The organism is Streptomyces sp. NPDC041814, from assembly GCF_055590565.1.
This window is the reverse complement of the sequence record NZ_JBVJAM010000007.1, coordinates 195,593-218,915: the sequence shown is the minus strand read 5'-3', so window position 1 is coordinate 218,915 and position 23,323 is coordinate 195,593. Positions and strand designations below refer to the sequence as shown.

The following is a 23,323-nucleotide window of genomic DNA, read 5'->3' as shown; positions in this document are numbered from 1 at the left end:
GGGAGTCAGGGATGAGCGACCCCGGCAATTACGCGGGCGGCGCCGACCGCAGTCTCGGCCAACTGGTCGCGTCGGCGACGGCCGAACTGTCGGCGCTGGTGCACGACGAAATCGCCCTGGCCAAGGCCGAGGTGCGGCAGGACGTCAAGCGCGGCGTCATCGGCAGTGTGGCGTTCATCGTCACGGGCGTGCTGATCCTGTTCGCGATCCCGGTGCTGAGCTTCGCGGCCGCGTACAGCATCCACAACCTGGGGCTGGGCCTCGCCTGGTCGTTCCTGATCGTGGGCGGCGCGTTCATCCTGCTGGGCATTCTGCTCGCGCTCTTCGGCTACGCGAAGATCAAGAAGGTCAAGCCGCCGGAGAAGTCCATCGCCTCCGCCAAGCAGACCGCCGCCGTCCTCCAGGGCGTCAAGCCGCACCCGCGCCCTGAGCCCGCCGCCGACGCGATCCTCCCGGTGGGCGGAAGCACCCGCTCCGACCGCGCCATCGAGAGCGCACCGGTCCAGGACAAGGCGTCGGCTGTGGCACGCTCGTCCACATGACCGTTCCCGCACCGTCCGCCCCGGCCGGCGGCCCCGTCCGCCTCGACGGCCCCTGGACCCACCGGGACGTCGCGGCGAACGGCGCCCGCTTCCACATCGCCGAAATGGGTGAAGGGCCGCTGGTCCTCCTCCTGCACGGCTTCCCTCAGTTCTGGTGGACCTGGCGCCATCAGCTGCCCGCGCTCGCCGAGGCCGGCTACCGGGCCGTGGCGATGGACCTGCGCGGCGTCGGCGGCAGCGACCGTACGCCCCGGGGCTACGACCCCGCCAACCTGGCGCTCGACATCACAGGCGTGGTCAGGTCCCTGGGCGAGCCGGACGCCGCCCTCGTCGGTCACGACATGGGCGGGTACCTGGCCTGGACCGCCGCCGTGATGCGCCCGAAGCTGGTGCGCCGACTGGTTGTCTCCTCGATGCCCCACCCACGGCGATGGCGCTCCTCGATGCTCTCCGACTTCGCTCAGACCCGGGCCGGCTCGTACATCTGGGGCTTCCAGCGCCCCTGGGTGCCGGAGCGTCAGCTCGTCGCCGACGACGGTGCCTTGGTGGGCCGGCTGATCAGTGACTGGGCGGGGCCGGGCAAGGCGGAGTTCCCCGACGAGCCGACGCTTGGCGTCTACCGGCGGGCCATGACGATCCCGTCGACGGCACACTGCTCAATCGAGCCGTACCGCTGGATGGTGCGCTCGCTGGCTCGCCCGGACGGCATCCAGTTCAACCGGCGCATGAAGCGGCCCGTCCGGGTGCCGACGCTGCACCTTCACGGTTCACTCGATCCGGCGGTCCGCACCCGCAGCTCGGCCGGGTCCGGGGAGTACGTCGAGGCGCCCTACCGTTGGCGACTTTTCGACGGTCTGGGCCACTTCCCCCACGAGGAGGATCCGGCAGGGTTCTCGGCCGAACTCATCAACTGGCTCAAGGATTCCGAGCCGGATCGCTAGCCGTTGCGGCACACATGTCCGAGGAACGGCCACGTGCCTGGCGCATAAGCCAATTGGCTGACGGATAGGCGGTTACGGACCATGAGGCACGGGCAGACGTCCGGGTATGGGCTGGACGCACGACTTCGGTGACGCAGCACGCAACCGTCGCTCGACCGCCACGGCGGATCCGGGCATTCACGAGGGGGACGGCCTTCAGGGCCGGGTGCACGCTTTGCACGTCATGGATGATCCTCGGCTCGGCATCTCACGCATCCTGCGCCGCAGGGCCCGCTGGGTCTCGGCGCGGCTGCGCCATCCCCGCAACTGACGCACCGGCGGCCCCGCACGGGCCGCCCGGAGCCCTTCAGAGCGCGCATCCCTGGCTGTCGACCTGCTGGTTGGCGGCTCGGCCCCGCGTGATGTCGTCGCGGATCTCGTCCGCCGTCAGCGCGTAGCCCGTGTCAGGGTCGTCGAGCGACTTCGCGAACACGACTCCGTACACCTTGCCCTCAGGGGTCAGCAGCGGGCCGCCGGAGTTGCCCTGGCGGACCGTGGTGTAGAGCGAGTACACATCGCGGCGGACGGTGCCCCGGTGGTAGATGTCGGGTCCGTTGGCGTCGATGCGGGCCCGGACGCGCGCGGAGCGTACGTCGTACGAGCCGTTCTCCGGGAAGCCCGCGACGATGGCGCTGTCGCCCGTCTCCGCGTCGCTGTCGGGACCGGCGAACCGCAGGGGCTTCACGTCGAGGTCCGGGACGTCGAGGACGGCGATGTCACGCTGCCAGTCGTAGAGGACGACCTTCGCGTCGTACAGGCGTCCCTGGCCGCCGATCTGCACGGTCGGCTCATCCACACCGCCGACGACGTGGGCGTTGGTCATCACCCGGCGGTCGGAGAACACGAACCCGGTGCCTTCGAGGACCTTGCCGCAGCTCGGTGCCGTCCCCACGACCTTCACGATGGACTGCTTGGCGCGCGCGGCGACGGGGCTGCCGACCAGCGCCGGATCGGGGGCCCTGACCTCCGTGATGGGTTCGTTGGCGAACGGGCTGAAGACCTGTGGAAAGCCGTTCTGCGCGAGGACCGAGGAGAAGTCCGTGAACCAGGTGGACGCCTGGGGCGGCATCACCCGGGAGACACCCAGCAGGACCGAGGAGCTGCGGACCTCCTTGCCCAGCGTCGGCAGCGAAGTGCCCGCCAGGGCCGAGCCGATCAGCCAGGCGACGAGCAGCATCGCCACCACGTTGACCAGGGCGCCGCCGGTCGCGTCCAGGGCGCGCGCCGGCGACCACGTGATGTGGCGGCGGAGCTTGTTTCCCAGATGAGTGGTGAAGGCCTGGCCGATCGACGCGCACACGATCACGATGACGACCGCGATGACGGCCGCGGTGGAGGAGACCTCCGAACCGTCAGTCATCTGGTCCCACAGGACCGGCAGGAGGTAAACGGCGACGAGACCGCCGCCCAGGAAGCCGATCACCGACAGAATGCCGACGACGAACCCCTGGCGGTAGCCGATGACCGCGAACCACACGGCTCCGGCCAGCAGCAGGATGTCCAGCACGTTCACCGTCTATAGCCTCGCAGATTCGTCACCGGGCCCGTACGTCTCCGTGGTCCGGGCGGTCCCGGATCGGCGGAGCACGGAAGTCAGCCTGTCATGCGCGCCAGTCGAGCGGCACCTGCCTGGCTCTGTCCCACGGGCGTTCCCAGCCCGCGAAGTGCAGAATCCGGTCGATCACGCCGGCCGTGAACCCCCAGACGAGTGCGGATTCGACCAGAAATGCCGGGCCCCGGTGGCCGCTGGGGTGGACGGCCGTCGCCCGGTTGTCCGGGTCCGTGAGATCCGCCACGGGGACCGTGAACACCCGCGCCGTCTCGCCCGGGTCGACCACACCGACCGGGCTGGGCGTCCGCCACCAGCCGAGGACCGGCGTCACCACGAAGCTGCTCACGGGGATGTAGAGACGGGGCAGCACACCGAAGATCTGCACACCCCGCGGATCGAGACCGGTCTCCTCCTCGGCCTCGCGCAGAGCCGCCCTGAGCGGTCCGGTCGTCGCCTGGTCGCCGTCCTCCGGGTCGAGCGAGCCGCCGGGGAACGACGGCTGGCCGGGATGGGAGCGCAGGCTTCCGGCGCGCTCCATCAGAAGCAGCTCGGGGCCGCGCGCGCCCTCGCCGAAGAGGACGAGCACGGCCGACTGGCGCCCCGCCCCGTTCTCCGGCGGCAGGAAGCGGCTGAGCTGCTGCGGCCGCACCGTGCGCGCCGCCCGGGCGACGGGGTCGAGCCAGTCGGGCAGCCCCTCCTCCGAAACCATGACCGCAGGGCCGTCCGACCCGCCGCGCTCCGTGCCGGTCTCATGCGTCTTCATAGGCACCCCTCCGTCTCACAACGCCCGTCGTCCCGCGATTCGTTCCGCAGCGGCGGTACGTCAGTCGGCGCCCAGGGGAGGTGCCGGGCTTCCCGGGTAGTCCGGCGGAGGACTCAGCCGCTGGCCGGGCTTGCCGCCCATCTCGTACTTCAGGAGCTTGCGGGCCTTCTCCGGGTCCGTCTCGCCCTCACCGTACGACGGGCACAGCGGGGCGATCGGGCAGGCGCCGCAGGCAGGCTTACGGGCGTGGCAGACGCGGCGGCCATGAAAAATGACACGGTGCGAGAGCATGGTCCACTCGCTCTTGGGGAAGATCGCCGCGACCTCGGCCTCGACCTTCTCCGGGTCCTCCTGCTCGGTCCACTTCCACCGCCGGACCAATCGCCCAAAATGGGTATCCACGGTGATTCCGGGCACCCCGAAGGCGTTGCCCAGCACGACGTTGGCCGTCTTGCGGCCGACTCCCGGCAGCTTGACGAGATCCTTGAGCCTTCCCGGCACCTCGCCGCCGAAGTCGTCGCGGAGCGCGGCCGACAGACCGAGGAGCGACTTCGCCTTGGCCCGGAAGAAGCCGGTGGGCCGGATGAGCTCTTCCAGCTTCTCCGGAACGGCGGCGGCCATGTCCTCGGGCGTGGGATAGGCGGCGAAGAGGGCGGGCGTGGTCTGGTTGACCCTCAGGTCGGTGGTCTGGGCGGAGAGAACCGTGGCGACGAGCAGTTCGAACGGATTCCGGAAGTCCAGCTCCGGATGCGCGTACGGGTAGACCTCGGCGAGTTCGCGGTTGATCCGGCGGGCACGGCGGACCATGGCCAGATGCGATTCGGGCCGCCCCTGCTTCTTCTTCGGCGCGGCGGCTCCGGACGCACCTCCGGCCTCCGCCGGCTTCGCCCGCCTGGCCGAGCCGGGGCCGGCGGTTCCGCCGGACCGGCTCTTCGCCGCCCCGGCGCTGCTTTCGGCCGATTTCTTCAGGTTCTTCCCCTTGCCGGCATCCTGTTCGCCCACAGCGGAATCACGGCCCTCCGACACCCCATCAGCCCCCTTGGCCTGCGCTCTCACCGGCAATCCGGACACTCGGCCAGCCTAGGGCCCGGCACTGACATCCGCCCCGGTCACCGGCGATCCGCCCCCAATCGGCCCCCTGCCGTACCCCTCGGCACGCGCGTGCGTCAAACTGGTTTGTGATTGATCGCACTGTTTTACCGTCCGGCATGATGGGGACCACGGTTCCCTGAACAGGCCGACAAGGAGAGAACTCGTGGACGACGTTCTGCGGCGCGCCCCGCTTTTCGCGGCGCTCGATGACGAGCAGGCCGCGGAGCTCCGCGCCTCGATGAGTGAGGTGACCCTCGCGCGCGGTGACGCGCTGTTCCACGAGGGTGACCCGGGCGACCGCCTCTACGTGGTCACCGAGGGCAAGGTGAAGCTCCACCGCACCTCGCCCGACGGCCGCGAGAACATGCTGGCGGTCCTCGGCCCCGGCGAGCTGATCGGTGAGCTCTCGCTCTTCGACCCGGGCCCGCGTACCGCCACCGCCACCGCGCTGACCGAGGTCAAGCTCCTCGGCCTCGGCCATGGCGACCTCCAGCCCTGGCTCAACGCGCGCCCCGAGGTGGCCACGGCCCTGCTGCGTGCCGTCGCCCGACGCCTGCGCAAGACCAATGACCAGATGTCCGACCTGGTCTTCTCCGACGTGCCCGGCCGCGTCGCCCGCGCCCTCCTGGACCTGTCGCGCCGCTTCGGCGTCCAGTCCGAGGAAGGCATCCACGTGGTGCACGACCTGACGCAGGAGGAGCTGGCCCAGCTGGTCGGCGCGTCCCGCGAGACGGTCAACAAGGCCCTCGCCGACTTCGCCGGCCGCGGCTGGCTGCGGCTTGAGGCCCGCGCGGTGATCCTGCTGGACGTGGAGCGCCTGGCCAAGCGGTCGCGCTGACCCGTCGTCGTGAGGGGCCCCGCCGATGCCGGCGGGGCCCCTCACGCATGTCAGATCAACCCGTGCTCGATCAGATAGTCCAGCTGCGCCCGCACCGACAGCTCCGCGGCCGGCCACAGCGAACGGTCCACGTCCGCGTAGACATGGGCCACCACCTCGGACGAGGTCCGGTAGCCCGATTCCACCGCGGTCTCCACCTGGGCCAGCCGGTGCGCGCGATGGGCCAGATAGAACTCGACCGCCCCCTGCGCGTCGTCCAGCACCGGCCCGTGGCCGGGCAGCACCGTGTGGACCCCGTCGTCCACCGTGAGCGAGCGCAGCCGCCGCAGCGAGTCGAGGTAGTCCCCGAGCCGCCCGTCCGGATGCGCCACCAGCGTCGTCCCGCGTCCGAGAATCGTGTCCCCGGTCAGCACCGCCTGATCGGCCGGCAGATGGAACGACAGCGAGTCCGCGGTGTGGCCCGGCGTCGGCACCACGTACATCTCCAGGCCGCCGGTCGTGATCACGTCGCCCGTGCCCAGGCCCTCGTCGCCGAGCCGCAGCTCCGGGTCGAGCGCGCGCACCTTGGTACGGGTCAGCTCCGCGAACCGCGCCGCGCCCTCCGCGTGGTCGGGGTGGCCGTGAGTGAGGAGCGTCAGCGCGATACGGCGGCCCGCCCGCTCGGCGGTGTCGATGACGGCCCGCAGATGGGCATCGTCCAGCGGGCCCGGATCGATGACCACCGCCAGGTCCGAGTCGGGCTCGGCGACGATCCACGTGTTGGTCCCGTCCAGCGTCATCGGCGAAGGATTGGGCGCCAGGACGTTGACCGCACGGGCCGTGGCGGGACCGGACAGCACACTGCCGCGCGGCTGTCCGGGCAGCGCCGCCGCGTCACTCATTCCGCACCGCCTTCCGCGTCGCCCTTTTTCTCCCCGCCGTACGTTTCGCCCGCACCGGCCGTGGACACGTGCTTGGTGAATTCCTCGTGCCCGGGCCAGCTCAGCACCAGCTCGTCACCGTCCAGACGCGCCTGCGCGAGTACGGGGGCGAGGTCCTGGTCCGACGCGGCCTCCAGCGCCTGCGCGGCAGTGGCGTACGGCCGCAGTGTCCGCAGCGTCGCCACGGTCGGCGGCATCATCAGCAGCTCGCCCCGGTCGTATCCGTCGGCCGCGTCCCCCGGGGTGATCCACACCGTGCGGTCGGCCTCCGTCGAGGCGTTCCGGGTGCGCTGGCCCGCGGGGAGCGCGGCGACGAAGAACCATGTGTCGTAGCGGCGCGGCTCGAACTCCGGCGTGATCCAGCGCGCCCATGGGCCGAGCAGGTCCGAGCGCAGCACCAGCCCGCGCCGCTCCAGGAACGCGGCGAACGACAGTTCCCGGGCGACCAGCGCGGCGCGATCGGCCTCCCAGTCGTCGCCCGTGGTGTCGGTGACCACGGTCTCCGGCGTCGGGCCGGCCAGCAGGACCCCGGCCTCCTCATACGTCTCGCGGACCGCCGCGCAGACGATCGCCTGCGCCTCGGCCGGCGCGCCGACGCCCAGCCGGTGCGCCCAGGTCTCCAGCGTGGGCCCGGCCCAGCGGACGAGCCGGTCGTCGTCGCGCGGGTCGACGCCGCCACCCGGATAGGCGTACGCCCCTCCGGCGAAGGCCATCGAGGTGCGCCGGCGCAGCATGTGGACGGCGGGTGCGCCCCCGGCGCCGGTGGCGTCGTCCCGGAGCAGCATCACGGTGGCGGCCCGCCGGGGCTCGGCGGCCGTCAGCTCGCCTGCGGCGAGGGCCCTGATCCGGCCGGGCCATTCCGGGGGGTACCACTGACCATTGGACATGGCCGGAGGCTATCCGGAACCGCGTCGATGTTCGAGGGGTCCCCGGTTTCGTACATGGCGTGTACACACAAGGTCCCGCCCGGCCCTCACGGCCGGACGGGATCAGGGGGCGGAAGTGTAAGGATCAGGCTCCGGTCAGCTCGACCTGGATCTCGACCTCGACCGGCGCGTCCAGCGGCAGCACGGCGACGCCCACGGCGCTGCGGGCGTGCACACCCCTGTCCCCGAGGACTTCGCCCAGCAGCTCGCTCGCACCGTTGATCACAGCGGGCTGGCCGGTGAAGTCGGTGGCCGAGGCGACGAAGCCGACGACCTTCACGACCCGTGCGATGCGGTCCAGGTCGCCCACGACCGACTTCACGGCGGCGAGGGCGTTCAGCGCGCAGGTCTTCGCGAGCTCCTTGGCCTCGTCGGGCGTGACCTCGGCGCCGACCTTGCCGGTCACGGCCAGCTTGCCGTCGACCATGGGCAGCTGACCGGACGTGTACACGTACACCCCGGACTGCACGGCCGGCTGGTACGAGGCCAGCGGCGGTACGACGGCCGGCAGCGGCAGCCCGAGCCCGGCGAGCTTCGCCTCGACGGCGCCCGCCACTACTGCTTCTCCCGCTTCAGGTAGGCCACGAGCTGCTCGGGGTTGTTCGGGCCGGGAACGACCTGGACCAGCTCCCAGCCGTCCTCGCCCCAGGTGTCCAGAATCTGCTTGGTCGCGTGCACGAGAAGGGGCACGGTCGCGTATTCCCACTTGGTCATGGCCCGACTGTAATGCCTGCACAATCCGGGGCACGCGCAGCCTCGTGCGTAGCCTGCGGCGCGACTGGTTAGGCTCGAATACGTGAGCAGGTTCCAGGTCGTCAGCGGCAAGGGCGGTACCGGTAAGACCACGGTCGCCGCCGCCCTCGCGCTCGCCCTCGCGGCCGAGGGCAGGCGCACCCTCCTCGTGGAGGTCGAGGGCAGGCAGGGCATCGCCCAGCTCTTCGAGGCGGACTCCCTCCCCTACGAGGAGCGCAGGATCGCCGTCGCTCCGGGCGGCGGCGAGGTCTACGCGCTCGCGATCGACGCGGAGCTGGCGCTCCTCGACTACCTCCAGATGTTCTACAAGCTCGGCAGCGCGGGCCGGGCACTCAAGAAGCTCGGCGCGATCGACTTCGCCACCACCATCGCGCCCGGCGTGCGGGACGTCCTGCTGACGGGCAAGGCGTGCGAGGCGGTCCGCCGCAAGGACCGGCAGAACCGGTTCGTCTACGACTACGTGATCATGGATGCCCCGCCGACCGGCCGCATCACCCGCTTCCTCAACGTCAACGACGAGGTGGCCGGGCTCGCCCGGATCGGCCCGATACACAATCAGGCGCAGGCCGTGATGCGGGTGCTGAAGTCCCCGGAGACCGCGGTGCACCTGGTGACGCTGCTGGAGGAGATGCCGGTCCAGGAGACCGCGGACGGCATCGCGGAGCTGCGCGCCGCCGAACTGCCGGTGGGCCGGGTCATCGTGAACATGGTGCGCCCGCAACTGCTGGACGGGGACGCGCTGCGCGCCACGGTGGGCGGGCGGCGCAAGGAGATCGCCAAGACGTTGACGCGGGCGGGCGTGACCGGCGCGGCGGGGCTCGTACGCCCACTGGTCGAGCAGGCGGCCGAGCACACCCAGCGGGTCGCGCTGGAGCGTGAGCAGCGCAGCGTCCTGGCCGGGCTCGGTCTGCCGGGGTACGAGCTGCCGCTGATCGGCGAGGGAGTGGACCGGGCCGGGCTCGACCGGCTGGCCGCGGCGCTCCGCGAACAGGGTGCGGGGCAACCGGGGGCCGGACGAGGGGCGGGTTCATGACAGCGCGTACGAAGGCGGGGAGCGACTCCGGGATCGACGCGGCGGCTCCCGTGCCGGCACTGCACACCGACGCCCTGATCGATGACCCGGACATCCGGATCATCGTCTGCTGCGGTTCCGGCGGCGTCGGCAAGACGACCACCGCGGCGGCGCTCGGGGTGCGGGCGGCTGAGCGCGGCCGCAAGGTCGTCGTCCTCACCATCGACCCGGCCCGCAGGCTCGCCCAGTCCATGGGCATCGACTCGCTGGACAACGTCCCGCGCAGGGTGAAGGGCATCGAGGGGTCCGGTGAGCTGCACGCCATGATGCTCGACATGAAGCGGACCTTCGACGAGATCGTCGAGGCGCACGCGGACGGCGAGCGGGCCCGCGCGATCCTGGAGAACCCCTTCTACCAGTCCCTGTCGGCCGGCTTCGCGGGCACACAGGAGTACATGGCGATGGAGAAGCTGGGGCAGCTCCGGGCGCGGGACGAGTGGGACCTGATCGTCGTGGACACGCCTCCTTCGCGGTCCGCGCTGGACTTCCTGGACGCCCCGAAGCGTCTGGGGTCGTTCCTGGACGGGAAGTTCATCAAGCTGCTGATGGCGCCCGCGAAGATGGGCGGCCGTGCGGGGATGAAGTTCCTCAACGTGGGCATGTCGATGATGACCGGGACGCTGGGCAAGCTGCTGGGCGGTCAGTTCCTGCGTGACGTACAGACGTTCGTCGCCGCGATGGACACCATGTTCGGCGGCTTCCGTACGCGGGCGGATGCCACGTACAAGCTCCTCCAGGCGCCCGGTACGGCGTTTCTCGTCGTCGCGACTCCGGAGCGGGACGCCCTGCGCGAAGCGGCGTACTTCGTGGAGCGCCTGGCCGCCGAGGACATGCCGCTCGCGGGGCTGGTGCTCAACCGGGTCCACGGCAGTGACGCGGCGCGGCTCTCCGCCGAGCGGGCGCTCGCCGCCGCGGAGAAACTTGACGCAGAAAATCTTGAAACCGACGGCATTGTGGATCAGACGGCCGGGAAGGCTGGACTTCGTGAGCCCTCCCACTCCCCCGCGGCCGGGCACGCACCCACCACGGACTCCGAACCCCGGCCCCGCAGCACAGCGGCCGTCACAACCGAAGAACTGACCGCGGGCCTGCTCCGTCTGCATGCCGAGCGGATGCAGGTGGTCGCGCGCGAACAGGACACACGCGACCGCTTCACCGCGCTGCACCCCGAGGTGGCCGTGACCGCCGTGGCCGCGCTGCCCGGAGACGTCCATGACCTCTCGGGCCTGCGCGCCATCGGGGAGCGCCTCGCGACCGGCTCCGCACCGGCCGGAGCTGCCTAGCCCCTCGTTCCACGTGAGCCGTACGACGTACGGACCGCCGGGGCTAGCCGACGGCAGCGAACGTCTCGTGCAGCTCCTCGCTGCCCTCCAGCCCGATCGCCACGGGCAGGATGCCCGAGGAGCGCTCGTACTCGCTGCGTGCGGTCTCCAGCAGCCGGCGCCAGGACGTCACCGTCGGCCGTCTGCGCAGCAGCGCGCGGCGCTCCCGCTCCGTCATCCCGCCCCACACGCCGAATTCGACGCGGTTGTCCAGCGCGTCGGCCAGGCACTCCGTCCGCACCGGGCATCCGGTGCACACCGCCTTGGCCCTGTTCTGCGCTGCCCCTTGTACGAACAGTTCATCCGGATCAGTAGTGCGGCAGGCTGCCTGCGCACTCCAGTCGGTTACCCAGCCCATCCCGGCGCCGTCCTCTCCCGAATCGAGGCTCCCCCACGGCGGCAGCGGCATATTCACCGCTGCCAGTTGAGGACGTTACGGAAGGTGGCGACAGCACAACACCCCCTTCGGGCCCAATCTTGAATGGCCCGAACGGACTATGCGTATACGGCAGATCACCCAGGGGAGTGAGGTGAGGATATGCAGGACTATCCCGTCAGAATCGGGACAGTCTGCCAGAACCACATCGGACATTCGGTGACACGCGGGGCGAATTCGGGAGCGCCGGGCGCATGGCCGGATCGTGCGTGGGGGTTGATATGGAACCGGACTGCTGTGACAGTTGAGAGCAGCTTAGGCCAAGGCATATCCGTGTGTCCGGCGAATGGAAACGTAGCCGCCTCGCGTCCCCATGCCACCAGGTCCAGCAGCCGCGGCGCGGCACCCACGCCGGATCCGAATGTCACGGTCCGGTACGCGAACGCTCCGAGAGGCCCCCGGTCCTACGGAACGCTCATATCTACGGATTAGGCTGCCCCCATGCCAAAGAAGCGCTCGGGCGGGGGTCTCACCACGACCCAGCAGGCCGCCAAGTTCCTCGGTGTCGCCGCACTCTCCGGAGTCGTCCTGGCGGGCATCGCGCTGCCGGCGGCCGGAGCACTGGGCCTCGCGGCCAAGGGGACGGTCGACGGGTTCGACGAGATCCCGGCCAATCTGAAGACCCCGCCGCTGAGCCAGCGCACCAAGATCCTCGACAGCAAGGGCGGCCTGATCGCCACGGTCTACTCGCGCGACCGCACGGTGGTGCCGCTCACGAGCATCTCCCCGTACATGCAGAACGCGATCATCGCGATCGAGGACGCCCGGTTCTACGAGCACGGCGCGGTCGACCTCAAGGGCATCCTGCGCGCGCTGAACCGCAACGTTCAGGCGGGCGGCACGGCGGAGGGCGCGTCGACCCTCACCCAGCAGTACGTGAAGAACGTCTTCGTGGAGGAGGCGGGCGACGACCCGGCCAAGGTCGCCGAGGCCACCCAGCAGACACTGGGCCGCAAGGTCCAGGAGCTGAAGTACGCGATCCAGGTCGAGGAAGAGCTCGGCAAGCGGAAGATCCTGGAGAACTACCTCAACATCACCTTCTTCGGGCAGCAGGCATACGGCGTCGAGGCGGCCTCCCAGCGCTACTTCTCCAAGTCGGCGAAGGACCTGAAGCTGGAGGAGGCGGCGCTGCTGGCCGGGATCGTGCAGTCGCCCAGCCGCTACGACCCCATCAACGACACGGAGGAAGCGACCAAGCGCCGCAACACCGTGCTGCAGCGGATGGCGGACATCGGCAAGGTCTCGCAGGAGCAGGCGGACAAGGCCAAGAACACCCCGATCAAGCTGAAGGTCAAGCGACCACAGAACGGCTGCATCACCGCCGTGAGCGGCGCCGGGTTCTTCTGCGACTACGTCTCGAAGATCGTCAAGAGCGACCCCGCCTTCGGCAAGACCGAGAAGGACCGCGCGAAGCTCTGGGCGACCGGCGGTCTCACCATCAAGACGACCCTGGACCCGAGGTCGCAGGCCGCGTCCAACGACGCCGCCGTCTCCCGGGTCAACAAGGACGACAAGGTCGCCGACGCGGTCGTCCAGGTCCAGCCCGGCACCGGACGCATCCTGGCGATGGCCCAGTCCCGGCCGTACGGTCTCGACCCCTCCAAGCACCAGACCATGCTGAACCTCTCCGTCGACCACGCGATGGGCGGCAGCTACGCCGGCTTCCAGGTCGGGTCGACGTTCAAGCCGATCACCGCGGCGGCGGCGCTGGAGAAGGGCATCAGCCCGGCGCAGAGTTTCGACACGCCGCGCAAGATCAGCCTGCCGGCCGACGCCTTCCGCACCTGCGCCGGCGCACCCACGGACGACAACCCGTGGGAGGTGCAGAACGAAACGGAGACGGAGAAGGGCATGTTCGACATGACCAGCGCGCTGGGCAAGTCGATCAACACCTACTTCGCGAAACTGGAACAGAAGACCGGCCTCTGCGAGACGCTCGCGATGGCGAAGAAGGTCGGCTACGAACGCGGCGACAACAAGCCGCTGCTGGAGGTCGCCAACACCACGCTGGGCGGGCAGGAGTCGACCCCGCTGGCCATGGCGTCGGTGTACGCGACCTTCGCCAACCGCGGCACGTACTGCACGCCCGTCGCCGTCCTCTCGGTCACCAAGCCGGACGGCAAGGCGATCGACGTGCCGAAGTCGCGGTGCAACCGCGCGATGAGCGAGCACACGGCCGACACCATAAACCAGATGCTCAAGGGCGTCGTCGAGGACGGCACCGGCACGCAGGCCGGCCTCAGCGACCGGGACAACGCGGGCAAGACCGGTACCACCGACGAGCGCAAGAACGCCTGGTTCGTCGGCTACACGCCGAACCTGTCCACAGCGGTCTGGGTCGGCAGCGACGGCGCCCACCAGAACAAGATGATCGACATCGTCATCGGCGGCCAGTACTACGACAAGGTCTGCGGTGGCTGTCTGCCCGGTCCGATCTGGAGGACGGCGATGACCGGCGCCCTCAGCCCGTCCGAGACCCCTTCCTTCAACCCGGTCGACGTACCGCGGGCGAAGGAGAAGGAGGACAAGGACAAGGGCGGGGACAAGAAGAAGCCGGGCGACAACAAGCCCGGCGGCGACGACAACCCGTTCCCCGGCATCAGCATCCCGCCGGACGTCCTCGGCGGGAACAACGGTCACGGCCGCGGTCAGAACGACGGCGGTACGAACGGCCCCTGATCGGCCGTTACGCGTACGAGGGCGGGGCGTCCCGGATGATCCGGGGCGCCCCGCCCTCGTACGCACACGACCCGGACCCGCCGGATCCGCTTCGCTCAGCCCGCGAGGAGCTTCTTCACCGCGGCGGCCACCCGGCCGCCCTCGGCGCGCCCCGCGACCTTCGGGTTGACGATCTTCATGACGGCGCCCATCGCGCGCGGCCCCTCGGCCCCGGCGGCCTTCGCCTCGTCGACGGCGGAGGCCACGATGGCGTTCAGCTCCTCGTCGCTCAGCTGCTGCGGGAGGTAGGCCTCAAGGATCGCGCCCTCCTGCTTCTCCCGCTCGGCCTGCTCGGCCCGGCCGCCCTGGGCGAAGGCGTCGGCCGCCTCACGCCGCTTCTTGGCCTCCTTGGCGATCACCTTCTGCACCTCGTCGTCGGAGAGTTCGCGGGCGGTCTTGCCGCCGACCTCTTCCTTCGTGATCGCGGTGAGGGTCAGCCGGAGCGTGGACGAGGTCAGCTCGTCACGCGCCTTGATGGCCGTGGTGAGGTCTTCCTTGAGCTTGGACTTGAGCGTGGTCATGAGGTGATTGTGGCAGGTCCGGGGCGCCCGGCGCCCGCCTGTTTTCCTGCGGGCGCACGGCGTCTGCGACGATGGGCGCATGCGCCCACGCTACGGAGTACCCCTGAAAATCACGGCGGTCACCGCCGCGGCCGGCGCCGCCGGTCTCGCCTACGCGGCAGGGTTCGAGGTCCGCTCGTTCCGCCTGCGCAGGATCACCGTCCCGGTGCTTCCGCGAGGGGCACGCCCGCTGCGCGTCCTCCAGGTCTCCGACGTGCACATGGTCAGCGGCCAGCGCAAGAAGCGCGCCTGGCTCCAGTCCCTGGCCGGTTTGCGCCCCGACTTCGTGGTGAACACCGGCGACAACCTCTCCGACCCCGAGGCCGTGCCGGAGCTGCTGGACGCGCTCGGCCCGCTGATGGAGCTCCCGGGCGTGTACGTGTTCGGCTCCAACGACTACTACGGCCCCAAGCTGCGCAACCCGGTCCGCTATCTCTTCGAGAAGGCGTCGGGCAAGCACGGCCTCAACGGCAATGCCCCGGCGACCGGCGTCGTCCACAACCCGTGGGAGCCGATGCGCGACGCCTTCGACGAGGCGGGCTGGCTCAACCTGTCCAACACCCGCGGCCGCCTCAAGCTGGACGGCCTGGAGCTCGCCTTCACCGGTCTGGACGACCCGCACATCAAGCGAGACCGCTACGCCGAGGTCGCCGGCGGCCCCGAGACGGGCGCCGACCTCTCGATCGGCGTGGTCCACGCCCCGTACCTGCGCTCCCTGGACGCGTTCACGACGGACGGTTACCCCCTGATCCTCGCCGGTCACACCCACGGCGGCCAGGTCTGCATCCCCTTCTACGGCGCACTGGTCACCAACTGCGACCTGGACACGGACCGCGTGAAGGGTCTCTCCACCCACTACTCAGGCGGCAACCGCGCCTACCTCCACGTCTCGGCGGGCTGCGGTACGAGCCGCTACGCCCCGGTCCGCGTGGCCTGCCCCCCGGAGGCGACCCTGCTCACCCTGACACCCCGGGACGCCTGACCGGGCCGCTCCCGCCGATCACGACAAAAACCGGATTTCGTCTCCGGGCGCCGGTGGGCTAGAGTTGTCGATGTCGCCGGGAGACCGGCGGCGATCGGGGTGTAGCGCAGCTTGGCAGCGCGCTTCGTTCGGGACGAAGAGGTCGTGGGTTCAAATCCCGCCACCCCGACAGCTGTAAGACCAGGTCAGGGGCCTGATCCGAGAAATCGGATCAGGCCCCTGAGTGGTTTCCGGGGCGGTGAAGGACGGGACTGCTGTCAGCAGGATGCCGCCGGTGCAGCCACGAGGAGCGGGAGCGTCCGCCGGCGTCCCGGTGGACGCTCCCACCTCCGGTGATCAGGTAGCTGGACTCGGCCAGGCGGCCGACCACCAGGGCCGCCACCAGGCCGACGGCGAGCGGGAGCAGGACCCGGGCGCACTGAGCGGCGCGGACGGTCAGGCTCGGGCGCCCAGAAGGCGGCGGTCCTCTCACCCGGCACCCTCGTGGAGGCCGACTTCCGCGGCTACGCCCGTCGCGCACCTCAGGGACATCAGGACGAAGCGCGCCCAGGCGCCGCGCAAGAGCCCGAGCCCGCTCCCCATCCCGAGCCCGATCGGCAGGCTGATCTCGGGACGCACCTCCACGCCACCGCCTGCCTGGCCAGGGCCCCGTTGGTTCTGACCTCCCGAATTCTGCGAAGTGCTGCGCTGCGACAGCGGCAGGACAGCGCTACTCCTCGACGGTCAACTCCGTAATCGGTCCCCCACATTGGAAGACGGCCCGAACCGCTCGCGGCGTAGTGCGCTCAACTCGTCGTCGCCGAGGGGCCGGAATCCCACTCCGTCGAACCGGACGCCACCCCACGTGGGCGCCACGATCCCGGCCAGGCAGGCGCAGCACAGAAGATCTTCCCCTGCGAAGCGTCGGAGCAATCGCTCTAGAACCTTTATTTCATGGGGAGTTGGGGGTTTATCTACGCGCGGAGCTACGACTGCCGACCGATCATTCGGGCAATTCAGGCGGGTTCTCGCAGAGCTATTACCGACTGGTACCGGGAGCTGCTACAACAGGGACCGCTCACTCAACCCCCCACCCACCCCCCACACTTCGGAGGGCTGACAGGTATGTCAGTACGGAGATTCTGGGCGTCCGCATCCACTCTGCTCCTCGCCGCCGCTGCCGCTCTGGGGATCGCCCAGCCGGCTTCGGCGTCCTCCTCGGCCGCCGCCGGCGGGTACGTCGCCCTGGGCGATTCGTACTCGTCCGGTGTCGGCGCGGGAAGCTACCTGTCCGACAGCGGTGACTGCCGTCGGAGCACCAAGGCCTACCCGTACCTCTGGGCGGCGGCGAACTCGCCGTCCTCGTTCACCTTCGTCGCCTGTTCGGGCGCCACCACGAGCACCGTGGCCAGTGGTCAGCTCGGGGCGCTCAGCTCGTCCACCTCGCTGGTGAGCGTCACCGCGGGCGGCAATGACGTCGGGTTCGCCGATGTCATGCAGGACTGCGTGCTGTCCGGCGAGTCCGCCTGCATCTCGGCCGTGAACGCGGCCGTCGGAAAGATGAACAACACCCTTCCTTCGGGACTGAGTTCGCTCTACGCCTCCATCCACTCCAGGGCCCCACAGGCCCATGTCGTGGTGCTGGGCTACCCGCGCTTCTACAAGATCGGCGGAAGCTGTCTCGTCGGCCTGTCCGACAAGGCGCGTACGGCCATCAACAACGCGTCCGACGTGCTGAACGGGGTCATCGCCAAGCAGGCGGCGAACGCCGGATTCACCTTCTCCGGGGTCGCCGACGAGTTCACCGGACACGAGCTGTGCTCCGGAGACCCGTGGCTGCACAGCGTCTCGATCCCCGTCTACAACTCGTACCACCCCAAGCCCGAGGGCCAGTCCGGCGGCTACCTGCCGGCGTTCCGCTCGGCGGCGTGACACGGGAGCGGCGCCCCGGCGGAGAGCCGGGGCGCCGCTCCGCCGTCAGGCAGCCGGGCGGGTCGCCTTGACGGAGTACATCAGCGGGATGCGCGGGCGGTCCGACGGAAAGCGGTAGAAGTCGTCCCCGCCGCGTTTCAGGACCGGGAAACGCTCGAAGAGCGAGACGTCGTGCTCGTGGAGGAACTCGATCCGCAGGCCGGCGGCAGCCAGCGCCGACACCACACTGCCCACCGGGTGCTGCCACTCGACGCTCCGGTTGTGGACGGTCGGGGCGTCGAAGTCCGCGTACGTACCCGGCGTCTCGTCCACCCATGCCTCGCGGCTGAAGTAGTCGTGCACGATCCGCGAACCCGTCTCGTCGTCCAGGCAGTCCGTGAGCGGATGGAACTCCGCGAGGTACAGGAAGCCGCCGGGCGCCACCAGCGAAGCGGCCGTCTCGGCCCAGCGGTCGATGTCGGGCAGCCAGTTCAGGGCGCCTACGCCCGTGTAGACGATGTCGTACGAGGAGTCCGGCACCGCCTGGGCCGCGTCGTACACGTCGGCCGCGACGAAGGCCGCACGCTCGGGGCCGAGTCCCAGGTCCTCGGCAAGGGCCCGGGCGGTCTCGACGGCAGGTTCGGAGAAGTCGAGGCCGACGACCTGCGCCGCGCCGTGCCGCGCCCAGGAGAGCGTGTCGAGTCCGATGTGGCACTGCAGGTGCAGCAGCGACCGGCCAGTCACATCACCTACCTCGGCCAGCTCGAAGGGCCGCAGGGCATCCTTCCCCGCGCGGAAGGAGCCCAGGTCGTAGAAGTCACTGCCTGCGTGGATGGGCACACGTTCATCCCACATCCTGCGGTTGGCCTCGCGCCAGTCGGGCGGTATCGGAGCGGTGGACATGTGCGCGAGGTTATCCACAGGCTGCGGACGAAGCGAACGGATTGTCGGGGGTTCTGCGCAGAATGGGGTCATGACTGAGGCCACTGCTTCGCCGACGACCGCATCCGTACCGCTGTGGGAGCAGCGCTTCCGCGCTCCCCGGGTGTCGCTGCCCGACTGGGCCGAGGACGCGCCGGACCGCGCGTTGTTCGTCTCCAACGCGACGGGGACCTATGAGCTGTACACGTGGGACCGGGCGTCCGGCGAGCAGCGCCAGGTGACCGACCGGCCGAACGGGACGACGGACGGCGTGCTGACGCCGGACGGCGAGGCCGTGTGGTGGTTCGACGACACCGACGGGGACGAGTTCGGGGTGTGGATGCGCCGCACGTTCCACGGCGGCGTGGACACCGAGTCCACCCCGGCCGCCCCCGGTCTCGGGCCGTCCTATCCGGCCGGGCTCGCGATCGGCCGGGACAACACGGCGGTGATCGGCCGTTCGACGGACGAGGACGGCACCACGGTCCACGTCGTACGGCCCGGCGCGGCTCCGGTGGAGATCTACCGGCACCGCGAGTCGGCCGGGGTCGGCGACCTGAGCCACGACGGGACGCTGATCGCGCTGGAGCACACCGAGCACGGGGACGCGATGCACTCCGCGCTGCGCGTGGTCCGGCCGGACGGGACGACGGTCGCGGAGCTGGACGACACCGAGGGGGGTACGAAGGAGCTGGGACTCGCGGTCCTCGGTTTCGCGCCGGTCGCCGGGGACACCCGGCTGCTGGTCGGACACCAGAGGCGTGGACGCTGGGAGCCGATGATCTGGGACCCGGTGGCGGGCACGGAGACGGACCTCGCCATCGACCTGCCGGGCGATGTGGGCGCCGAGTGGTACCCGGACGGCTCCGCGCTCCTCATCGAGCACGGCTTCGAGGCCCGCAGCGAGCTCTGGCGGTACGAGCCCGCCGCGGCCGACGGCAAGCTGGTCCGGGTGGAAACGCCGACCGGCACGGTCTCCGGCGCCACGGCCCGCCCGGACGGGACGGTGGAATACCTGTGGTCGTCGGCGGCCGAGCCGCCCGTCGTCCGCTCCACGACCGGCGCCGTGGTGCTCGATCCGCCGGGCGCCAAGGCCCCGGCCTCGGTGCCCGTCGAGGACGTGTGGGTGGACGGGCCCGGCGGCCGGATCCACGCGCTCGTCCAGCGTCCGGCGGCCCCCGCCGAGGGGCCGTTCCCGACGGTCTTCGAGATCCACGGCGGCCCCACCTGGCACGACAGCGACGCCTTCGCGGCCGGTCCCGCGGCCTGGGTCGACCACGGCTACGCGGTCGTACGGGTCAACTACCGCGGCTCCACCGGGTATGGACGGGCATGGACGGACGCGCTCAAGCACCGGGTCGGGCTGATCGAGCTGGAGGACATCGCGGCGGTACGGGAGTGGGCGGTGAAGTCCGGCCTCGCGGACCCGGCGAAGCTCGTCCTGGCCGGCGGCTCCTGGGGCGGCTATCTCACGCTGCTCGGCCTCGGTACGCAGCCCGGCGACTGGGCCCTCGGACTGGCCGCGGTCCCCGTCGCGGACTACGTCACGGCGTATCACGACGAGATGGAGGCTCTGAAGGCGATGGACCGCACGCTGCTGGGCGGGACGCCGGAGGAAGTGCCCGAACGTTTCGAGGCGTCGTCGCCCCTGACGTACGTCGACGCCGTACGCGCCCCGGTCTACATTTCCGCCGGGGTCAACGACCCGCGCTGCCCGATCCGCCAGGTGGAGAACTACGTCGACCGGCTGAAGAACCGGGACGCCGTGCACGAGGTCTACCGGTACGACGCGGGCCACGGCTCGCTCGTCGTGGAGGAGCGGATCAAGCAGGTCCGGCTGGAGCTCGACTTCGCCCGCCGGCACCTGTCCGAGGTGTCGCCGGCAGGGCCCGGCGACCCGGTCGGTCCGGGCGAGGAGGTGCCGGTCGGCGGCGCGTAGCGGGTGCGGGCCCGATGCGCGGAGGAGGCTGCGGCTGGCGCCCGGGGGGCTGAGGCTGGTGCCCGGGAGGGGCCCCTGTTTCCGCGTAGGGAACGGATAAAGGGCCGCTTTCCGGGTGCCCCCGCTCCGGCCGGCCGGAGCGGGGACCGTACCGTGGAGGGGTGTACCGGTTCCTGCTGACCCCGCGATGGTGGGGGATCAACCTCTTCGTCGTGCTGGCGATCCCGTTCTGCGTGTTCATGGGCACCTGGCAGCTCGGCCGCTTCGAGGACCGCGTGCACACGCACGAGGCCGCCGAGAAGCAGCCCGCGCCGGGCACCCGGGCCGCCGAACCGCTCGACGAACTGCTGCCCGTCGACACGGAGACCTCCGGCCGGCCCGCCACCGCGACCGGGCGGTATGCGGACCGTTTCCTCGTGCCCGGCCGTGAGCTGGACGACCGAAAGGGCTTCTACGTCCTGGACATGCTGCGGACCGACAGCGGCAAGGCCCTGCCGGTGGTACGCGGCTGGCTGCCCGGGAAGCCAGGACAGACCCGGGTGCCGCCCGCGCCGTCCGGCCGGGTCACGGTGACCGGCGACCTGCAGGCTTCGGAGAACGCGGGCACCGCGGGGGTCGGCGCGACGGGCGGGCTGCCGGACGGCCAGGTCGGCATGATCAGCGCGGCGTCGCTCGTCAATCTGGTGCCGTACGAGGTGTACGACGCCTGGGTGACGCTCCCGGCGAGCGGTGCGGGCGGGTCCGAGAAGGCCGTGGGCGCCTCGGCGGACGCGGCGAGCGGTGCCGCCAGGTCCGAGGCGACCGCGCTGCGCCCGGTGCCTGCCACCGCGCCGGAGGGCGGCGGGCTCGACCTCAAGGCCTTCCAGAACCTCGGCTACACGGGTGAGTGGTTCGTCTTCGCCGGGTTCGTGGTCTTCATGTGGTTCCGGCTGCTCCGTCGCGAGGCCGAGGCCGCCCGGGACGTGCGGCTCGGCCTGGTGCCCGAGGCGGAGGCCGCCTCCTCGCCCGCCTCCTCGCCCGGCCCCGAGGCGGAGGTCCGCTCGGGGACGTGAGCGCGTGGCCCGGCGGTACGGGCCGCTCCCACTCCTACGACGACGGTTCCAGGACGCCCGTCCGGTAGATCGTTCCGGCGCAGGCGTTGTCGATCTTCGCAGCGGCGACGGGAGCCCCCGGTTCGGGGGTGTGCTGCACGGAAATGCTGCCCTGGGCGGGGACGTTGCCGTCGGCGCCGAACTGCGTCTCCGTACCCGTCTCGCTCTCGCCGGTGCCGCCGGCCGCCCCGGATCCGGCCGAACCGCCGCTGCCGGCACCCGCCGCACCCTCGGTCGGCGTCGGGGAGGGCGAACCACCGGTGGACGGGCAGGTGTCCTTGGGGACCCAGGCGAACTGCACCTCGTAGACCGCGTCCGGCTTCAGCACGACGACGGCCTCCTCCGTGGCGGGATCGGGCAGACCGGAGGCGGGGTCGCCCTCGGTGTGCCGGACGACCTCGATCCGGGCCGGGTCGGCCGCGCCCATGGCCTCGAAGCCCACGGTGCCGCTGCTCCGCACCGCGCAGTTCTCGCCGGACACGTTGGCGATGCGGAAGGCCCCGTACACCGTGCCGTCGGCACCCGCCGCGCCGGTCCTGGCCGACTCCACGCCGAGCTGTCCCGGGTCGCACGGGCGCATGACGTCCACCGCGGTCTTGGCGGGGTCGGCGGACGCGCCGGCCGGGTCGCCGTCCTGGCCCTTGCCGCTGCTGTCGGACGGGGTCGTGGTGCTCTGCGGAAGCCCCTGGCCGCCGTTCGGGTGGCCGCCACCGCTCTCGCCGCCACCGCCGTTGCCGGAGTCCGCGCCGGAGTCGTCGCCGCTGCCGCCCTGGGCCTGCTCGCCGTGGCCGGCGATGGCGGGGCTGGCCGTGCTGGAGCCGTCGGAGTTGGCGACGTGCACGAAGGCGGGGATCGCGGTGCCGATGAGCAGCGCCGCCGCCGCCGCGCCGACCAGTGCCTGCCGCCGACGGGCCCGCCGGGCGGGCACCGCTCGCTGCAACCGGTCGAGGCTGCCCTCGCTCGGCTCCAAGCCCTGCACGACACCGTGCATCATGCGGCGCAGCGCGTCCTCGGCACCGTCGTCACCGCCGTCGCCGAGGGGGAGGCCCCCGCCGGACGGGCCGCCTCCGCCGAACAGGCCGGCCGTGGCCGCGAGGCCCGGGGCGTCGCCTTCGCGGTCCGCGTGCGGAGCGTTCTCCGGCCCGTGGTTCACAGTTCCGTTCCCAGTCCGGTCCAGGGGGAACCCGCGCGAGACACCGCGCCGGTACCCGTTACGGCCCCCCGGCCGTGGGTCCTGTTCATGGTCGTGATCGTGGTGGTCCCCGCGCCGGGTCATACCTGCGCCTCCATCACCACGCGCAGGGCCGCGATACCGCGCGAGCCGTACGCCTTCACCGAGCCCAGGGATATCCCGAGCGTTTCGGCGACCTGGGCCTCGGTCATGTCCGCGAAGTAGCGCAGGACCAGCACCTCGCGCTGGCGCCTCTGCAGGCCTCGCATCGCCTTGATCAGCGCGTCCCGCTCCAGCTGGTCGTACGCCCCCTCCTCCGCGCTCGCCATGTCAGGCATCGGCTTCGAGAGGAGCTTCAGCCCGAGGATGCGGCGGCGCAGCGCCGAGCGGGAGAGGTTGACGACGGTCTGGCGCAGGTACGCGAGGGTCTTCTCGGGCTCGCGGACCCGGCTGCGCGCGGAGTGCACGCGGATGAACGCCTCCTGCACCACGTCCTCGCAGGACGCCGTGTCGTCCAGCAGCAGGGCCGCGAGGCCCAGCAGCGAACGGTAGTGGGCGCGGTAGGTTTCGGTGAGATGGTCGACGGTTGTGCCGGCTGCCACGCTCTCCTCAGCGCCCTCGCGCTGGGCCGGCAGCCTCGTCTGACGCGCGGCGGGCATGGGCGCGATCACCGGCATGCCACCGGCTGCACGGGCCCGTCGGAGCGGTCGCACCGAAGCGCCGCGCAAGGGGCCCACCACTGTGATATCGAGAACCTCTGCCACGCCAGTTGGACACGCTTCCCCCCGTCAGGGTTGTACGCATACGGCACAGCGTTTGAGGCCCTGCGATATGCCTTCATACGTACCCGCTCTT

Annotated in this window: 23 protein-coding genes and 1 tRNA gene; 12 read left to right on the top strand and 12 right to left on the bottom strand. The window is 70.9% G+C overall.

The features are described 5' to 3' along the window. Positions 1 to 11 precede the first annotated feature (11 nt). From ACZ6C6_RS19680 to ACZ6C6_RS19670, 3 genes are all read left to right on the top strand, one after another. Positions 12 to 542 carry a phage holin family protein gene (locus ACZ6C6_RS19680; protein ID WP_469204402.1) on the top strand — a complete coding sequence of 177 codons (531 nt, stop codon included), beginning with the start codon at positions 12 to 14 and terminating at the stop codon, positions 540 to 542. Next, complete coding sequence (locus tag ACZ6C6_RS19675) at positions 539 to 1,483, top strand: alpha/beta fold hydrolase (protein WP_469204400.1); 945 nt, start codon at positions 539 to 541, stop codon at positions 1,481 to 1,483. Before ACZ6C6_RS19680 ends, ACZ6C6_RS19675 begins: the two co-directional genes overlap by 4 nt. 106 nt (positions 1,484 to 1,589) lie before the next feature. Then, positions 1,590 to 1,793: a hypothetical protein gene (locus tag ACZ6C6_RS19670; protein WP_469204398.1), complete on the top strand. Its 204-nt coding sequence runs from the start codon at positions 1,590 to 1,592 to the stop codon at positions 1,791 to 1,793. A 36-nt stretch (positions 1,794 to 1,829) separates the two neighbouring features. Here the strand turns inward: ACZ6C6_RS19670 and ACZ6C6_RS19665 are convergent, their stop codons facing one another. The 3 genes from ACZ6C6_RS19665 to nth all read right to left on the bottom strand — a co-directional run bounded on the left by ACZ6C6_RS19665 (position 1,830) and on the right by nth (position 4,839). Beyond that, the gene (locus ACZ6C6_RS19665) at positions 1,830 to 3,035 is read right to left on the bottom strand and encodes a MarP family serine protease (RefSeq protein ID WP_469204396.1); all 1,206 of its coding nucleotides are present in this window, start codon (positions 3,033 to 3,035) and stop codon (positions 1,830 to 1,832) included. Positions 3,036 to 3,123: 88 nt separating this feature from the next. Further along, positions 3,124 to 3,837: an NUDIX hydrolase gene (locus tag ACZ6C6_RS19660; protein WP_469204394.1), complete on the bottom strand. Its 714-nt coding sequence runs from the start codon at positions 3,835 to 3,837 to the stop codon at positions 3,124 to 3,126. A gap of 60 nt (positions 3,838 to 3,897) precedes the next feature. Continuing rightward, positions 3,898 to 4,839, bottom strand: a complete 942-nt coding sequence (nth, locus tag ACZ6C6_RS19655; protein WP_469204393.1) for an endonuclease III — start codon at positions 4,837 to 4,839, stop codon at positions 3,898 to 3,900. Positions 4,840 to 5,092: 253 nt separating this feature from the next. Between nth and ACZ6C6_RS19650 the strand changes: the two genes are divergently transcribed. Further along, positions 5,093 to 5,767 carry a Crp/Fnr family transcriptional regulator gene (locus tag ACZ6C6_RS19650; protein WP_014046869.1) on the top strand — a complete coding sequence of 225 codons (675 nt, stop codon included), beginning with the start codon at positions 5,093 to 5,095 and terminating at the stop codon, positions 5,765 to 5,767. 50 nt (positions 5,768 to 5,817) lie between these two features. Here the strand turns inward: ACZ6C6_RS19650 and ACZ6C6_RS19645 are convergent, their stop codons facing one another. The 4 genes from ACZ6C6_RS19645 to ACZ6C6_RS19630 form a co-directional block, all read right to left on the bottom strand. Beyond that, the gene (locus ACZ6C6_RS19645; protein ID WP_469204390.1) at positions 5,818 to 6,648 is read right to left on the bottom strand and encodes an MBL fold metallo-hydrolase; all 831 of its coding nucleotides are present in this window, start codon (positions 6,646 to 6,648) and stop codon (positions 5,818 to 5,820) included. Further along, entirely contained in the window at positions 6,645 to 7,574 is a 930-nt protein-coding gene (locus tag ACZ6C6_RS19640; protein WP_469204388.1) for an NUDIX hydrolase, read from the bottom strand. Before ACZ6C6_RS19640 ends, ACZ6C6_RS19645 begins: the two co-directional genes overlap by 4 nt. Before the next feature lie 124 nt (positions 7,575 to 7,698). Beyond that, the gene (locus tag ACZ6C6_RS19635; protein ID WP_469204386.1) at positions 7,699 to 8,169 is read right to left on the bottom strand and encodes a RidA family protein; all 471 of its coding nucleotides are present in this window, start codon (positions 8,167 to 8,169) and stop codon (positions 7,699 to 7,701) included. Beyond that, positions 8,169 to 8,327 (bottom strand): DUF4177 domain-containing protein, encoded by a 159-nt coding sequence (locus tag ACZ6C6_RS19630; protein ID WP_003991873.1) that lies wholly within the window; start codon positions 8,325 to 8,327, stop codon positions 8,169 to 8,171. Before ACZ6C6_RS19630 ends, ACZ6C6_RS19635 begins: the two co-directional genes overlap by 1 nt. Positions 8,328 to 8,409: 82 nt before the next feature. Here ACZ6C6_RS19630 and bagA point away from each other — a divergent pair, with 82 nt between their 5' ends. After that, positions 8,410 to 9,399 (top strand): ATPase BagA, encoded by a 990-nt coding sequence (gene bagA, locus ACZ6C6_RS19625; RefSeq protein ID WP_469204384.1) that lies wholly within the window; start codon positions 8,410 to 8,412, stop codon positions 9,397 to 9,399. Continuing rightward, entirely contained in the window at positions 9,396 to 10,721 is a 1,326-nt protein-coding gene (gene bagB / locus ACZ6C6_RS19620) for an ATPase BagB (RefSeq protein WP_469204382.1), read from the top strand. The genes bagA and bagB overlap by 4 nt, the downstream gene beginning before the upstream one ends. A gap of 43 nt (positions 10,722 to 10,764) precedes the next feature. On the opposite strand, the gene ACZ6C6_RS19615 is transcribed toward bagB, so the two are convergent. Next, positions 10,765 to 11,118 carry a WhiB family transcriptional regulator gene (locus ACZ6C6_RS19615; protein ID WP_365677201.1) on the bottom strand — a complete coding sequence of 118 codons (354 nt, stop codon included), beginning with the start codon at positions 11,116 to 11,118 and terminating at the stop codon, positions 10,765 to 10,767. A 519-nt stretch (positions 11,119 to 11,637) separates the two neighbouring features. Here ACZ6C6_RS19615 and ACZ6C6_RS19610 point away from each other — a divergent pair. Further along, entirely contained in the window at positions 11,638 to 13,875 is a 2,238-nt protein-coding gene (locus ACZ6C6_RS19610; protein WP_469204380.1) for a transglycosylase domain-containing protein, read from the top strand. Positions 13,876 to 13,970: 95 nt separating this feature from the next. On the opposite strand, the gene ACZ6C6_RS19605 is transcribed toward ACZ6C6_RS19610, so the two are convergent. After that, positions 13,971 to 14,435: a GatB/YqeY domain-containing protein gene (locus ACZ6C6_RS19605; RefSeq protein ID WP_469204378.1), complete on the bottom strand. Its 465-nt coding sequence runs from the start codon at positions 14,433 to 14,435 to the stop codon at positions 13,971 to 13,973. A gap of 79 nt (positions 14,436 to 14,514) precedes the next feature. On the opposite strand from ACZ6C6_RS19605, the gene ACZ6C6_RS19600 reads away from it, so the two are divergent. The 3 genes from ACZ6C6_RS19600 to ACZ6C6_RS19590 all read left to right on the top strand — a co-directional run bounded on the left by ACZ6C6_RS19600 (position 14,515) and on the right by ACZ6C6_RS19590 (position 17,367). Next, positions 14,515 to 15,456, top strand: coding sequence for a metallophosphoesterase (locus tag ACZ6C6_RS19600; RefSeq protein WP_469204376.1), 942 nt, complete (start codon positions 14,515 to 14,517; stop codon positions 15,454 to 15,456). A gap of 95 nt (positions 15,457 to 15,551) precedes the next feature. Continuing rightward, positions 15,552 to 15,625 (top strand) — tRNA-Pro (locus ACZ6C6_RS19595). A gap of 935 nt (positions 15,626 to 16,560) precedes the next feature. Further along, on the top strand, positions 16,561 to 17,367 hold the full coding sequence (locus ACZ6C6_RS19590; protein WP_469204374.1) for an SGNH/GDSL hydrolase family protein: 807 nt from the start codon (positions 16,561 to 16,563) through the stop codon (positions 17,365 to 17,367). Positions 17,368 to 17,412: 45 nt separating this feature from the next. On the opposite strand, the gene ACZ6C6_RS19585 is transcribed toward ACZ6C6_RS19590, so the two are convergent. Next, positions 17,413 to 18,249 (bottom strand): class I SAM-dependent methyltransferase, encoded by an 837-nt coding sequence (locus ACZ6C6_RS19585; RefSeq protein WP_469204373.1) that lies wholly within the window; start codon positions 18,247 to 18,249, stop codon positions 17,413 to 17,415. 70 nt (positions 18,250 to 18,319) lie between these two features. Here ACZ6C6_RS19585 and ACZ6C6_RS19580 point away from each other — a divergent pair, with 70 nt between their 5' ends. Both ACZ6C6_RS19580 and ACZ6C6_RS19575 read left to right on the top strand, forming a co-directional pair. Continuing rightward, positions 18,320 to 20,206, top strand: a complete 1,887-nt coding sequence (locus ACZ6C6_RS19580; protein ID WP_469204371.1) for a S9 family peptidase — start codon at positions 18,320 to 18,322, stop codon at positions 20,204 to 20,206. A 161-nt stretch (positions 20,207 to 20,367) separates the two neighbouring features. After that, positions 20,368 to 21,258, top strand: a complete 891-nt coding sequence (locus tag ACZ6C6_RS19575) for an SURF1 family protein (RefSeq protein WP_469204369.1) — start codon at positions 20,368 to 20,370, stop codon at positions 21,256 to 21,258. Positions 21,259 to 21,292: 34 nt separating this feature from the next. On the opposite strand, the gene ACZ6C6_RS19570 is transcribed toward ACZ6C6_RS19575, so the two are convergent. Together ACZ6C6_RS19570 and ACZ6C6_RS19565 are read right to left on the bottom strand one after the other, a co-directional pair. Next, positions 21,293 to 22,450 (bottom strand): hypothetical protein, encoded by a 1,158-nt coding sequence (locus ACZ6C6_RS19570; protein ID WP_469204367.1) that lies wholly within the window; start codon positions 22,448 to 22,450, stop codon positions 21,293 to 21,295. 119 nt (positions 22,451 to 22,569) lie between these two features. After that, positions 22,570 to 23,145, bottom strand: coding sequence for a SigE family RNA polymerase sigma factor (locus tag ACZ6C6_RS19565; RefSeq protein WP_469204364.1), 576 nt, complete (start codon positions 23,143 to 23,145; stop codon positions 22,570 to 22,572). Between the last annotated feature and the right edge of the window lie 178 nt (positions 23,146 to 23,323).

Coding starts and splice junctions, on each gene's coding strand:
- ACZ6C6_RS19610 (WP_469204380.1), top strand. CDS start 11,638: ATGCCAAAGAAGCGCTCGGGCGGGGGTCTCACCACGACCCAGCAGGCC.
- ACZ6C6_RS19660 (WP_469204394.1), bottom strand. CDS start 3,837: ATGAAGACGCATGAGACCGGCACGGAGCGCGGCGGGTCGGACGGCCCT.
- ACZ6C6_RS19675 (WP_469204400.1), top strand. CDS start 539: ATGACCGTTCCCGCACCGTCCGCCCCGGCCGGCGGCCCCGTCCGCCTC.
- ACZ6C6_RS19605 (WP_469204378.1), bottom strand. CDS start 14,435: ATGACCACGCTCAAGTCCAAGCTCAAGGAAGACCTCACCACGGCCATC.
- ACZ6C6_RS19600 (WP_469204376.1), top strand. CDS start 14,515: ATGCGCCCACGCTACGGAGTACCCCTGAAAATCACGGCGGTCACCGCC.
- ACZ6C6_RS19630 (WP_003991873.1), bottom strand. CDS start 8,327: ATGACCAAGTGGGAATACGCGACCGTGCCCCTTCTCGTGCACGCGACC.
- ACZ6C6_RS19615 (WP_365677201.1), bottom strand. CDS start 11,118: ATGGGCTGGGTAACCGACTGGAGTGCGCAGGCAGCCTGCCGCACTACT.
- ACZ6C6_RS19645 (WP_469204390.1), bottom strand. CDS start 6,648: ATGAGTGACGCGGCGGCGCTGCCCGGACAGCCGCGCGGCAGTGTGCTG.
- ACZ6C6_RS19585 (WP_469204373.1), bottom strand. CDS start 18,249: ATGTCCACCGCTCCGATACCGCCCGACTGGCGCGAGGCCAACCGCAGG.
- ACZ6C6_RS19680 (WP_469204402.1), top strand. CDS start 12: ATGAGCGACCCCGGCAATTACGCGGGCGGCGCCGACCGCAGTCTCGGC.
- bagB (WP_469204382.1), top strand. CDS start 9,396: ATGACAGCGCGTACGAAGGCGGGGAGCGACTCCGGGATCGACGCGGCG.
- ACZ6C6_RS19590 (WP_469204374.1), top strand. CDS start 16,561: ATGTCAGTACGGAGATTCTGGGCGTCCGCATCCACTCTGCTCCTCGCC.
- ACZ6C6_RS19640 (WP_469204388.1), bottom strand. CDS start 7,574: ATGTCCAATGGTCAGTGGTACCCCCCGGAATGGCCCGGCCGGATCAGG.
- ACZ6C6_RS19580 (WP_469204371.1), top strand. CDS start 18,320: ATGACTGAGGCCACTGCTTCGCCGACGACCGCATCCGTACCGCTGTGG.
- ACZ6C6_RS19670 (WP_469204398.1), top strand. CDS start 1,590: ATGGGCTGGACGCACGACTTCGGTGACGCAGCACGCAACCGTCGCTCG.
- ACZ6C6_RS19565 (WP_469204364.1), bottom strand. CDS start 23,145: ATGCCGGTGATCGCGCCCATGCCCGCCGCGCGTCAGACGAGGCTGCCG.